10 protein-coding genes are annotated in these 12,641 nt (G+C 73.5%); 3 read left to right on the forward strand and 7 right to left on the reverse strand.

Annotated features, from left to right (window positions below; translation table 11 throughout):
* Window positions 1–607 precede the first annotated feature (607 nt).
* On the forward strand, window positions 608–2,308 hold the full coding sequence (locus AC02VZ_RS22150; protein ID WP_476476225.1) for a sensor histidine kinase: 1,701 nt from the start codon (window positions 608–610) through the stop codon (window positions 2,306–2,308).
* Between the two features lie 220 nt (window positions 2,309–2,528).
* Window positions 2,529–3,182, forward strand: a complete 654-nt coding sequence (locus tag AC02VZ_RS22155) for a response regulator (protein WP_476476211.1) — start codon at window positions 2,529–2,531, stop codon at window positions 3,180–3,182.
* 154 nt (window positions 3,183–3,336) lie between these two features.
* Here AC02VZ_RS22155 and AC02VZ_RS22160 read toward each other — a convergent pair whose 3' ends face one another.
* The 7 genes from AC02VZ_RS22160 to AC02VZ_RS22190 form a co-directional block, all read right to left on the reverse strand.
* Window positions 3,337–3,846 (reverse strand): DUF4396 domain-containing protein, encoded by a 510-nt coding sequence (locus tag AC02VZ_RS22160; RefSeq protein WP_432058257.1) that lies wholly within the window; start codon window positions 3,844–3,846, stop codon window positions 3,337–3,339.
* Between the two features lie 33 nt (window positions 3,847–3,879).
* Window positions 3,880–4,887, reverse strand: coding sequence for a cytochrome c oxidase assembly protein (locus AC02VZ_RS22165; RefSeq protein WP_476476212.1), 1,008 nt, complete (start codon window positions 4,885–4,887; stop codon window positions 3,880–3,882).
* Window positions 4,884–5,276: a DUF2243 domain-containing protein gene (locus AC02VZ_RS22170; protein ID WP_476476226.1), complete on the reverse strand. Its 393-nt coding sequence runs from the start codon at window positions 5,274–5,276 to the stop codon at window positions 4,884–4,886. The genes AC02VZ_RS22165 and AC02VZ_RS22170 overlap by 4 nt, the downstream gene beginning before the upstream one ends.
* A 547-nt stretch (window positions 5,277–5,823) precedes the next feature.
* The gene (locus AC02VZ_RS22175) at window positions 5,824–6,414 is read right to left on the reverse strand and encodes a hemerythrin domain-containing protein (RefSeq protein ID WP_476476213.1); all 591 of its coding nucleotides are present in this window, start codon (window positions 6,412–6,414) and stop codon (window positions 5,824–5,826) included.
* Between the two features lie 8 nt (window positions 6,415–6,422).
* Complete coding sequence (locus AC02VZ_RS22180) at window positions 6,423–7,622, reverse strand: hypothetical protein (RefSeq protein ID WP_432058260.1); 1,200 nt, start codon at window positions 7,620–7,622, stop codon at window positions 6,423–6,425.
* Between the two features lie 856 nt (window positions 7,623–8,478).
* The gene (locus AC02VZ_RS22185) at window positions 8,479–9,393 is read right to left on the reverse strand and encodes a phosphorothioated DNA-binding restriction endonuclease (RefSeq protein ID WP_432058261.1); all 915 of its coding nucleotides are present in this window, start codon (window positions 9,391–9,393) and stop codon (window positions 8,479–8,481) included.
* A 690-nt stretch (window positions 9,394–10,083) separates the two neighbouring features.
* Window positions 10,084–10,749 carry a maleylpyruvate isomerase family mycothiol-dependent enzyme gene (locus tag AC02VZ_RS22190; protein ID WP_432058262.1) on the reverse strand — a complete coding sequence of 222 codons (666 nt, stop codon included), beginning with the start codon at window positions 10,747–10,749 and terminating at the stop codon, window positions 10,084–10,086.
* 773 nt (window positions 10,750–11,522) lie between these two features.
* On the opposite strand from AC02VZ_RS22190, the gene AC02VZ_RS22195 reads away from it, so the two are divergent.
* Window positions 11,523–12,170, forward strand: coding sequence for a maleylpyruvate isomerase family mycothiol-dependent enzyme (locus tag AC02VZ_RS22195; RefSeq protein WP_432058263.1), 648 nt, complete (start codon window positions 11,523–11,525; stop codon window positions 12,168–12,170).
* Window positions 12,171–12,641: the final 471 nt, after the last annotated feature.

A 12,641-nucleotide genomic window follows, 5' to 3' on the forward strand; every position in this document is an offset into this window, starting at 1 on the left:
GTTGGCCGCAGCCTAGCTTCCGGCCCGACCGGGCGCCTGAGTAGGAGCACCCATGTACGGCGCTTTTCCGGGCGGGCGCCTCTCCGTTCCCGGGCGGATGCTTTTCCGGCGGCGGCGGTCTTCCTGGCCGCCGCCGGGTCTCGACTGCCGCTGTTTCTCGGTCGCTGCCGGGTCTCCGGCTGCCGCCGGTTCCCGACCGCTGCCGGGTCTCGGGGCGCCGCCGTCCCTTGGCCCCTGCCGGTTTCCGGGCCGCCGCCGTCACCGCCCCGCGACCGCCTCCGGACCGCTGGCTCCCGGACCGCCGACTGCCAGGGCGACCCTGGCTGCGGGGCGGCCGGGTCTGCGGGACGGGTGGGGCTGCGGGGCGGCCGGGGCCGCGGGACGGGTGGGGCCGGGGCCCCGGGCGACTTTCGTCGTCGGGGGCCGCGACCAAAGGTCACAGCGCCGGACCGCCGACAGGCCCTACCGTGCTGCCGTGACACACGCGGAATCCATGGAATCCATGGAATCGATGACGCCCGCCGGATCCGCCGCCCCGGTGCCGGACGCGGCGGGGCGCCGGTTGCCGCGCCCGGCCGAGCCGCTGAAGGCGCTGTTCGCACCCGGCATGTGGCCCACCCGGCGCGTGGTCGGGGAGTCCCTGCTCCTCCTGGTCCTGCTCGGCATGTCGCTCGGCATCGATCTGGTCGACGGCGCCGGGGTGCCGCGCACCGTCGCGACCGCGTCGCTGGTCGTGGTGCTGACACCGCTGCGCCGGGTGCTGCCCGCGACCGTCCTGGTGCTCACCGCCGCCTTCGCCGTGCTCCCCGCGATGTCCCTGCTGGTGCTCGTCGCCGCCTGGTCGGCCGGGCGGCGCATCGACGGGGCCCGCCGGACCTTCGGCGTCTTCGCCGTCGCGTACGTGCTGGCCCTGGCGTCCGGCGCGTGGGAGGTGCCCGGCCTGTCCCTGCCGGTCGTGGCCCTCGGCGCCATGATGCAACTGTGCTTCATCCTGCTGCCGGGCCTGGCCGGACGTTATCTGTCGCAGCGCCGGACCCTGGCGGACATTCTCGGCGAGTACCACGCCCAGCTCCTGCGTGAGCGGGAGATCATCGCCGAGCACGCCCGGATAAGGGAGCGGCAGCGCATCGCCCAGGACATGCACGACAGCCTGGGGCACCAGCTCGCGCTGATCGCGGTGCACACCGGGGCGCTGGAGGTGGACCGGGACCTGACCGACCGGCAGCGGGAGGCGGTGGGCGTGCTGCGCGAGGCGTCGGCCGCGGCGATGGACGAACTGCGCGACGTGGTCGGCGTGCTGCGCGACGGCGTCGAGGCACCGACCGGCCCGGCGGGCGGCCCGGGAGGTCCGGACCCGTCGGAGGCGGGCCCCGGGCAGCGCTCCCGCGGGGTGGCGGGCATCGAGGGCCTGGTGGAGTCCTCCCGCAAGGCGGGCGCGGTCGTGGAGCTGCGGTGCACGGGCGATCCGCGCGCCCTCGGCCCCGCGGCGGGCCACGCGGCGTACCGGCTGGTCCAGGAAGGGCTGACCAACGCCCACAAGCACGCGCCCGGCGCCCGGATCTCCGTCGGCCTGCGGTACGAGCCGGACTCCCTGGTCGTCGAGGTCGCCAACGGTCCCGCCGGCGGCCCCGCGCCGCACGGCGTGGCGAGCGGCGGCCAGGGCCTGACCGGGCTGGCGGAGCGGGCCCGGCTGGTCGGCGGCATGGTCCACGCGGGGCCCACGGCGGACGGCGGTTTCCGGCTCGCGGGCGTCCTGCCGTACGCCCCGCCGGGCGACGGCTCCGCCCAGCAGTCCCCGCCGCCCGCTCCGGTCCCACCGTTCGTCGCGCCGGTGAACGACCTTCGGGGGCAGAGCCCGGCGGGCGCCCTCGGTCAGAGTGATCGCGTTCTCGAACGGATCGCTCTCCCGAAGGAGTTGGCCAGAGCCATGAACAGGGACAAGAGACGCAAGGGCTTCGCCATCGGCTGCGGGGTGGCCGTCCTGGTGGGTGTGCTGCTGCTGGCCGGTGTGATCGTGGGAGGGGTGCTGCTGTTCCGGGAGGCGGAGAAGTCCATGATCGAGCCGAAGCAGTACGACGCCGTCGAGGTCGGCCGGCCCGAGGCCGAGGTCCGCGACCGGCTGCCCAGCGGCGACTCCTTCCTGATGGACGGCCTGGACAAGGGCGCCCCGCCCGAGCCGGAGGGGGCTCGGTGCGTCACCTACCGCTCCACCGAGGTGGCGGACGACTGGGACAAGGAACCGGTCTTCCGGTTCTGCTTCAAGGACGGCGTCCTGGTCGAGAAAAAGTCCTTCGAGGTCACGGTGTAGCGCGCGGGCGCGCCGTCCCGGGCCGCCGTCTCCGGGACGGACGGGGGACGTCCCCCGCACGCCCGGCGCTCGGCGCCCGGCACCGGCGGGGGCGGTCACGGAGGGCGGGAGGAGCGGCCACGGGGGCGGCACCGGCCGGGACGGTGCCCCTCGGGATCGGGGATGATGTCCCGGTGTTCGCAGGCATGGGCAGGGCCGTACAGGACCGCGCGGGGGAGTCGTGATCAGGGTTCTCGTCACCGATGACGAACCGCTCATCCGGGCGGGCATCAGGATGATCCTCTCCTCCGCCGACGACATCGAGGTGGTCGCCGAGGCGGCGAACGGCCGTGAGGCGGTCGACCTCGCCCGCACCCGCGGTGTCGACGTCGTCCTGCTCGACCTCCAGATGCCGGTCATGGACGGCCTGACCGCCCTGGCCGAGCTGCACCGGACCGTTCCCCGCGCCCGCGTGCTGATCCTGACGACGTTCGGCGAGCGGCAGAACGTCCTGCGGGCCCTGACCGAGGGCAGCTCCGGGTTCCTGCTGAAGGACTCGGCCCCCGCCGAACTGCTGGGCGCGGTGCGGGCGGCGGCGTCCGGCGAGGCGTACCTGTCCCCGGGGGCCACCCGGCACGTCGTGGACTCGCTGGCGTCGGGCGGCGCGGTGCAGCGCGCCGAGGAGGCCCGCCGGCGCCTGGAGGTGCTGACGGACCGGGAACGGGAGGTGCTGGCCCTGCTGGGGGAGGGCCTGTCCAACGCCGACGCCGGTCAGCGCATCCACATGAGCGAGGCGACCGTCAAGACGTACGTGAGCCGCATCCTCGCCAAGCTGGGGTGCGAGAACCGCGTCCAGGCCGCCCTCCTGGCCCGGGACGCCGGCCTCGACGCCTGAGCGGTGCACGACGCTCCGGGGCGCGGGACGCGGAGCGGGCCCGGTGGGCGGGCCGGCGGTGGGGGTGGCTGCGGGTTCGGTGGGTGGAGGCTCGGTATTGCGGCGGGCCGTGGGCCGGGTGGGTGCGGTGGGTGCGGGCCGGTGGGCGTACGGGTCAGTGGTGGGCGTGGACCACGGCGTGGCCCTTGCCGCGGCCGATCATCCACTTGTTGACGGGGGCGGTGACCAGGAAGGCGACGACGAAGCCGCCGAGCAGCGCCGACCAGAACAGCCCGTCCGTCAGGCCCGCGTCCATGGCGCCCGGGGTGAGGGCGATGATGCCGTTGTCGACCAGCTCCATCACGGCGATGGACACCGTGTCGGCGGCCAGCGCGACCTTGACCGCCGCCCTCAGGGACAGTCCCGCGCGCACCACCGCGAACAGGGTCAGCGAGTAGCCGAAGACGAAGGCCAGCGCGATCGCGAGGGCCATGGTCGGCACGTTCCCCCACAGCAGGGCGGTGCCGATGACCATGCCGAGGATCTCCCCGACCGCGCACCCGGTGAGGCAGTGCAGCGTGGCCCGCACGGCGGTCGCCCAGGTCGCCCCCGACGGCGCGGCCCCGGGCGGGTGCGGAGCGGGACCGCTGCGGGGTTCGCGTGCGGGGTGGGCGTGATCGTTCATGATGCTCATCCCCTGTTCACCGGTCGTCACCGATCACCGCCACCGATCACCGTCACCGTTCGGCTCGCTGGGGCGTTTCGGTGGTTGCGTCTGCGTCTGCGTCTGCGTCGGTGACTCGTGTCTGTGCGGAAAGGTAACAGCATACCCCCCGGGGGTATTCCCGGTCCGAGGTGGCTGCGTTCGGGAAGCCCGGAGTGGTTCCTCCGGTCGGTCTCCGGGTGCCCGCTCCTCGCCGGTACGAGCCGGCCGACCGGTCCGTGGCCGGCGGACTCCCCGCTCAGTGCGGACGCGGGCCCGGCCGACGGCCGCGTACCACTGCACGGCGAGCACGACCGCGAGGGCGACCTCGACCGCGTCCCCGCCGTAGTACATGACCTGCGCCCCGAGCCGCAGGTCGGACGTCCCGAAGGAGGTCCCCGGGGGACCGGTGGCGTACAGGCTCTTGGCGAGGACGGCGTGCGCGGCCCCGGCAAGCAGCAGTGTCGCCGCCCGCGACGCCAGACTCCACCGGCGGCGCACGGGGTCGAGCGACAGCACCGCGAAGGTGAACAACAGCCCCGCCGCCAGCATGTGCAGGTCGAGCAGGGCGCCGAGGACGGGCCGGTGGTGCACCGTGGCCAGCAACTCGGTGCGGTACAGCGCCCACAGCCCTCCGATGTCGACGACCGCGGCCACCGGGGGGAACAGCAGCCACCCCGCCGGAGCGGAGTGCGCGACGCGCAGCAGCCCGCGACGGACACCGCCCGGCGGCAGCGCCCGCAGGGTCAGGGTGAGCGGGCGGGCGGCCACGAGCAGGACGGGACCGCCCATGCCGATCAGCAGGTGACGTACCGAGTGCGCGGTGAACGGTCCTCCCGGCACCGGCCCCCACAGCCCGTGCACCACCACCGCGCACCCGGCCGCGAAGAGGCAGTCCCGGTGCAACGGCCAGGCGTCACCGCGCCTGCGCAGGACGGCGGCGGCCCCCAGGTACGCCGCGCAGGCCAGGCCGATGGCGAGCACGGCCGCCGCCACGACGGCCGGCGCCGGACCGGCCGTCACGAGGCCCGCCGCTCCCGCCGCCCGGCCCGCACCAGGACGCCCGCCCCGATCAGCAGCAGCACCAGACCGCCCAGGTTCCACGCCCAGTCGTACGGGGCGAGGTCGACGCCGTACCGGATCTGGTGCACCCGCAGCAGCTTGTGGTCCACGATGCCGTCGAAGAGCTGGAAACCGCCCAGGCCCAGGAAGAACCCGGCCCAGCCGTGCGCGGGCGCCAGGGCCCGGCGGCGCCGCAGATCCGCGTAGAGGAAGAAGCCGGCCACCAGCGCCAGCAGGGACGCGGTGTGCAGCAGGCCGTCGGAGACGAGCGCGACACCGGAGGTGGAACGGTCGTAGAAGTGGTGCCAGTGCAGGATCTGGTGGAACACGATCTCGTCCACGGCCGCCATCACGGCCGCGCCGATCAGCGCGCACACCAGGAGGGAACGGCGGCGGTCGGGACGCCCCGTGCCGCCCGTGCGCTCCGGCTGTTCGTGGACCGTCACCCGGTGCTTCCCCTTCCGCGCTCCGTCGTCCGTGTCCTCGTCCGGCCCGCTGCCCGCCGCCCGCCGCTCTCTGCCTGGTGGCAGGTGCCCGTCGTCCGTGGTCGGTGCCCCGCGGGGACGAACGGGCCGGGCTGCCGCCCGGTTGTCCGCTGCGGGCTCGTAGTTCAGGGTCGGCAGGCCGCTGTGGGGCCGGGCGGCTGCGGGTGGCCGTTGCTGGTACTTGGTACTGCCCGCCCGGTGTGCGGGTGCCCCGGTCGGCCGGGCGTCGGGGGCGACGCTCAGCCGACCGGGGTCCCGAACGCGGGGCTCCGGGCGCAGGGCCCGGGACGTGGCCCTGGGGCGTGGCCCCGGGGGGCGGGCCCTCGGTGCGGGGCCGGGAGCCGGTTCGCCCGTGGCCCCGGGCGGGGCCGGGACCGTCCGCCCCGCCGCTTCGTGCGGCCCGGCGGTGGGCTCAGTCCTTCCCCATCGCCTTGCGGACGGCGTCCTTCGTGCGGTCCATCAGGGCCGTCACCGGCCCCGCCGCCATGTTGGCCGCGGCCGACTGCACCCCGGGGTGCGGCCGGGTCGGCGCCATGGCCTCGGCCGCCTTGACGGCCTTGGCCATCGACGCGAGCCCGGCGGTGTCGGTGCTGCGCCGGATGTGGGTGAACTCGTAGCGCTCCTCGGCCCGCGCGTGCTTCTGGACGTCCATCCGCAGTTCGAGCAGCTTCGGCATGAACGCCGGGTCGTCCGTGTCCATCTCGTCGAGCGCCGCCAGCGTCTCCTTCGCGGCCTTCTCCTCGGCGAGACGGTCCTCGACGACGCCCTCGCCGCCCGGGAAACCACGGCGGGCGAAGGGGTGCACGACCTCCTGCTCGGCCGTCTCGTGCACGGCCAGCAGCCGTACCAGACGGCGGAAGGCGTCGCGGCGCTCCTCGCCCCGCGTGGCCTCGACCTCGTCGAAGAGGTTCCGGATGTCGCCGTGCTGCCGCATCAGCAGCGCGACCACGTCGTCGTCGGCGGCCCGGTCGTCCCCGGCGTGCGGGGTGGAAAGCTCGGACATGGCGACCCTCACTTCTCCCGCATCGCGGGGTCGGGGTGTTCGCCCTCGGACTGCACGCGGTACTCGCGGCCGAACATGTCGTCGTGCTGGGCCATGACGCGGTCGCTGGGCGCCGCCTCGCCGCCGTGGATCTGCTCCTGCATCGCCTCGAACCGCTCGTGCGCCTCGCGCACGTAACCGGCCCCGAGCGTGGTCAGATCCATCTGGGTGTCCAACAGCTCCCGGATGTAGGTCTTGTTGGGCTCGAAGGTGAGCACGTTGGGCAGCTCGGGGGCCAGGACGGAGGCCGGGTCGCGGCCGTCGTGCCGGCGCATGAGGTCGCACGCCAGGTGCAGGTGCTCCAGCTCCATGTTCAGGTGCAGCTCCCAGATCGCCTTGACCTTGGGGTCGCTCTCCTGCTCCATGAAGGAGTAGTACAGGTAGCACTCGTTGTACTCGTGGTTGACGAGCTGCTCCCACCACGTCTCACCCGGGTCCACCAGGGACTCGTAGTGGGTGACGTGCTCCTCCTCGATGAGCCCGATCTCCTGGTAGAGCTGACGGGCGATCGGCTCCATGTAGGTGGGGCCGGTGTTCATGTAGAAGTTCATCGTCTGCTGCTCCGCCGACATGATCGTCAGCGCGTGCAGCTTCGACAGCGGGTTCGTCTCGTCCTTGGCGTACGGGTCGCGGACGTTGTCGTACGGGTCGCGGTGGTGGTACCGGGTGGGCCTGCCGGGCATGACCTCGGTCAGGTTGTCGACGATCGACTCCGCCTTGCGGTGCTCGATCATCTCGTACAGGTTCGCGTACCGGTACAGGTGGTCGAAGTCCTCCAGGACGCCGAACTGGTACGCCTGCTTCAGGTACGGGTCCGGCTCCATCCGGGCGACCCACGCTGTCAGGTCCACCGCGACCTGCTCGTACGCGATGGTCGTCTCCAGCACCGAGGCCACGCCCGGCAGCAGCCAGTTGACGGCCTTCTGCTGCTGCGCCTCGATGTAGCGGATCCGCGCCAGCTGTCGCTTCACCTCGGGATCGGCCGTGTGGCGGGCCATGTGGTGGCTGAACATGATCGCTTCCACCTCGATGCCGTTCATCGTGATGACGCGGCAGCGGGTGTACGGGTCGGAGCGGTCCGGGTCGATCGGCTCCACGTTCAGTTCGCGCCAGCTCCGTAGCTGGCGGTCCAGCGGGATGCCCCGCTGCTCCAGTGGGTTGAAGGTCATGGGGGTGCCTCCTGTGGACGAGGGGGACTCGCGCGCCGCCGGGGTACCCCGTACGTGCCGACCCGCACGGATCGGCACCACAATTGGTTCATCCCCGTCGCTTTCCAGCCACCGCTCACACCCGTGGGTCCCGCAGTTCGCTCGGATGGACGCAGCGGGGTCGAGCAGTTGTGCCCGTGGGGCGCGGGGAGACCGGCGGCGCCCTCGCAGCCGGTTCCGGGGCAGCCCCGCAGGCCGCGGCCCGTGGTCCGTTCGGCGCGCAGGGCGTCGTGCACCTGTCAGGCCCCGGCCGTCCGTTCGATCCCGGTGCCGAGCGCTGCCTCGATGCGCTGCTTCGGTGCGCTGTCTGGGCACCCGGCGCGGGTCGGTCCGAGGCCGGCGGTGCGAGCAGCGTGCCCGTCGCGGCGAGGACGGACGGCTCGACGCGGTGGTGGACCCGAGTGCCGCGCCGCTCGGAGGTGCGGACCGGCCCCCTTGAGCTTCCTCGGGTGATGGGAAACCCGTCGGCTGGGAGACGCCCACGCCGGAGATGCCGCGACGCACGCCTCACCGCCCTCGAAACGGGTGCGGACGCGCGGGTGGCGCTGTAGTCCGGGGGACGGCCGGGGCGCGGAACCCTTCGGCCGACCCGACCCGACCCGACCCGCCCCGACCCGACCGGACCGGACCGGACCGGCGGCGGACCGACGGCTGTGACGCCGACGCTGTGACGAGGCCCGAGGCCCGAGGCCCGAGGCCCGGGGCCCGGGGGTTCGGGGTCCTGGCCCGAGGTCCCGCGGCCGGCCGGCCGGCTCCCGCCCCGACGGGCTTGCGGGGCCCGTGGGCCCATGGAGCCGCGAAGTCCGGGCGACGGGGCTCAGACCGGCAGCGCGGGGCGGGGGTCGCCGTGGAAGACCTGCCGGGTGTGCCAGTCCCGGTGGGCCGCCGCGAGGGGGGCCGTGCCGGGCTGCGGGCCGATGACGGGGCGGCCCGCGAGGGCGGTGACCTGCTCACGCGCGGCGGAGCTGTGGCCGACGAAGCGCTGTGAGACCAGGATGCGCAGGTCGTCCCCCACTCCGAGGACGCCCTTGTCGAACAGCTTGTGGTGCAGGGAGCACAGGCACAGCCCGTTCTCGACCTCGTCGGGCCCGCCGAAGGCCCACCAGCGCACGTGAGCGGCCTCCAGGCCGACGGGCACCGTACCGGTCACCGTGCCGATCCGGCCGTCGTACCCGCAGAAGGCACAGCGGTACTCGTAGGCCGTCAGCACCAGTCGGCGCATCCGCGGGTCCCGCTGCGGGCGCACCGCCGTCAGCCGCTCCACCGTGGCCGCCTCCGGCTCCAGCCCGACGGCCTCGCACAGTTCGCTGTGCACGGAGGGCGGGAAGTGCCGGTCGAGCAGCAGACGCGTGATGCTGCCGAGCAGCTCCGGCTCGTGGCGCAACGCCGCCCTCAGCTCCGGTACGAGCTGCCCGGTCGCACCCGTCTCCCGCAGGTCGCGCACCCCGGTCCCCGGGCTGCCCGGCCCGCGATCGGTGCGGACCTCCCACACGCCGTCGCTGACGAGGTGGTGGAACGGGTATGCCGGCGTCGTCCGGTGCGGCGGGCCGTACTCGGTCAGCAGCCGCTGGAGGTCCTGTTCCACCGCGCTGTACCGCAGGCCCCCGTCGGCGTCGCCGTCGTCCTGCCGGAACCGGCCGAGGGCGTACAGCAGGAGCAGCGGTTTGTGCGGCGCCCGCGTGCCGCTCCGCGTCCACTGCCTGAGTTCCGAGATCCGCTCCAGCCAGTCCATGGCGGCCGATCGTAGACGGGCCCGGGCGATGCGGGGGTGCCGATGGGGAGGTGGGCCGGTGTGGCGATGGGTCGGAGCAACTCGGCGTTCACGGCGGGCAGGTGGGCGGGCGTGGTGACAAGCGGGGCTAACTCGGAGATCGCTGCTGGGTGGTGGGGTGGCCGTGGCAACGGGTTGCGTCAACTGACGGATTCTGGTGGGGAGGTGAGCCGAGTGGGGTGATGGGGTGCAGCAACGCATGCGCCAGGGCGGGCATGTGGGTCGGGTGTGGTGACGAGCCGGGGCAACTCGGCTGTTCTGACAGAGTGCTGGGTCGGCTGCGGCGGCGAGAGGTTGCGCCAACTCACGGGATCCAGCGGGCGGGTGGGCCGGTATGGCGACGGGTCGGGGCAACTCCACTTCGGCCACGGGCAGGTGGGCGGAATACGATAAGGGGCCGGGCCAACCCAGTGCTGACGGCGGGGAGGTGGCCCGAGGGAGCCACGAGACCGGGGCCGGTGAGCGTCCGTGATGTACCGACTTCGGGCGTCGCTCCTCCGGAGGGGCGGCGGCCGGCGTCGGTCCGGCCGGCGGCCTCGCCGGGACCGGACGTCCTCGTGCCGTGCCGGGCCGCCTGTCCGGTCGGTCGGCCCGCCGCACTCGACGAGCGGGCCGCCCGCACCCGCCGTCCGACCGTTCGTGCGTACCGGGTCACGCCGTCCCGCACCGGCTGCGGAGAAGCTCCACCCCGTCGCCCTCCAGGTCGTCGCAGTACGCCGTCCGTCCGGTCATGGCCATCACCAGGGCCAGGGTGGGGCCGGACACCACGGGCCCGGTGCCGGTCTCGAAGGGACCGTCGTCCGCGACGAGTCGCAGGCCGTCGATGCGCCCCTTCGCGACGACCACGAGGTCCGTGCCCCGGTAGTACTCGGCGACCCGGGTGACGACGTCGATCGGTACGTCGTGACGGATGCCCAACGGGCGCCGGATGTCCGCTCCGTGCACGAGCGTCTCGCCCAGCAGGGCGACGGCCGGCAGAGCGGGGCTGGTCCTGCTCGGGACGGCACGCCGGAACCGTTCCAGCGTCTCGGCCGGAGTCGCCCCCAGCTGTTCGGCCAGCCGCAGGGCGACCTGCCGGTCGAAGTCGAACCGGCAGCGGATCACCCCCGCCAGCCAGCGCACGAAACCGAGGCTCGCCCCGGCGGTGAGATGTGCCAGCACCTCCCGCACCGTGAGGCCGGCGCAGAGCGAGGGTGTCGCCCACTGCTCGTCGCTCAGACCGTCGAGGTCGGCTGCCAGTGCCGCTCGCTCCGCGTGGACGGAGGACCAGATGTAGGCCCTGCGGTCGCCGCGTGCGGTCGGCTGCGGATCGGTCATGGGGAAGGGCTCCTTCGTCAGTCCCGGACCAGGCCGGGTCATGTCCCGCGCCGCCCTCGGACCGGCACGGGGGAGCACCGGACCGGGACGTCGCCGAAGAAGACCGGCGCCCGCGGGCGAAGTCATCGCTCCTGAGGACGCGACGTGCCGGCATACGAACGCACCCCGCTGACCGAGAGGTGCGCTGCGAAGCGCCTGGGCTCCACAACGGCCTGTCTCCGCACCGGGCCCTCGGGCCACCCGGGCGGCGCTCCCCACCTCGAAGAACTGACACCTCTCCCCGAAAACCATGAGCACTTCAGTCATCGCTGCCTTCACCGTGCTCATCCGAGCGCGCTCAGGGCACCCTCCCGGCGAACGCTCACGGATCCGCATCTGCATCCGACACGGCTGGCAGCCCAGGACGGGCCCGCCCCCCGACCCGACGAGACCGGGTCCTACCAAGAGCCGCGACACCTTCGGCCGATTCCGCGCACGCACCGAGCACTCCCCGGCGCCGAGCACGGTCCGCACCGAAGCACGATCCCGGCCTTCGGAAGAATCACCCCGGCCCCCGACCAACGCTCGCAGCCGCCGCCCCCGACGGGCGCCGCGTCGACCCGCCCCGAGCGTGACACCCCGTCCCCGCCACCGCTTGGCCGCTCACGCCACGGCCACGCGCCCGAGGAGCCTGCTCTGCCCGGACGGCCACGGCCACGCCGCGCGATGAGTTCCGCGGCGGGCGTGGGTCTGTGTCTCCGCGAGGGCACCGAGCCGATCACCGAGGAGAGACGATGGCCCAGAAATATCCGGAGCGCGTCAGAGACGTCTGGGCGATCGTGCACGCGGAGCATGCGGCACTGATCCACGACCTCGAGGGTCTCGACGACCGGCAGTGGGAGCAGCCGTCACTGTGCGAGGGGTGGACGGTCCATGACGTCGTGGCCCACCTGGTCGACTCGGCGCGCACGACGCGGCTCGGCTTCGTGGTCGGCCTCGCCCGCGCACGGTTCGACTTCCACCGCCAGAACGCTCACGGTGTGGCGCGCGAGCGCGGGGCCTCACCACTGGAGACGTTGGCGCGGCTTCGCCGGGTTGCCTCGTCGACGACGACCCCTCCGGCACCCCTCGACAGCCGGATCGTCGAGGAGCTCGTCCACGGTGAGGACATCCGCCGCCCGCTGGGACTCATCCGCCCCTACCCCCGGGACGCCGTCGTGAGGGCACTACGGCTGCAGGTTCACACCCCGGCGGCCTTCGGCGGCGCCAGGGAACGCGTGGCGCCTCTCCGCCTCACGGCGACCGACGCCGATGTGTCGATCGGTGACGGTCCGGAAACCACCGGGCCCGCACTGTCACTGCTGCTCGCCGTGACGGGACGGCGCGTGGCGCTCGACGACCTGGACGGCCCGGGAGCCGGTGTGCTGAGGCAGCGGACCTGACCCAGTTACACCGCTCGTTTGACCGACCCGGTCCTTGAGTAGGCCATGCCGCCAAGGCCCGTTGCGAAAGCGCGGGTCGACGCTGCTCAGCGAGCTCATTCAACAGCACGGTCGCCCTGTCGACGTGAGCGACGCCGACACCGACGCAACCCTGGCGCGCGCGAGGCGGTTGCCTGCACGTCGACGCCATCGCCGACCTCGCGGTTCTCTGGATGAGGATCACCCGTCAAGAGCTCAAGGCTCTTGACGGGCTCGCGAAACTCAGCAGGTGCGCCCCGCTCGAATGGCAGCGGGCCACGGGGGCTGACTGGGCCGAGCGACTGACCGGTGGGAATCCGAGTACGCCAGCCACTCGGACCCGGACGTCACGCTGAGAACGTTTACGCACCCGCTGTCGTCCAGCGAGACGCGGACGCGCAAGATGATCGACGACGCCTTCAGGCAGTAGCCAGCACCAGAAGCCCAGGGTGC

The sequence above is a fragment of the Streptomyces sp. 3-6 genome, assembly GCF_056323165.1.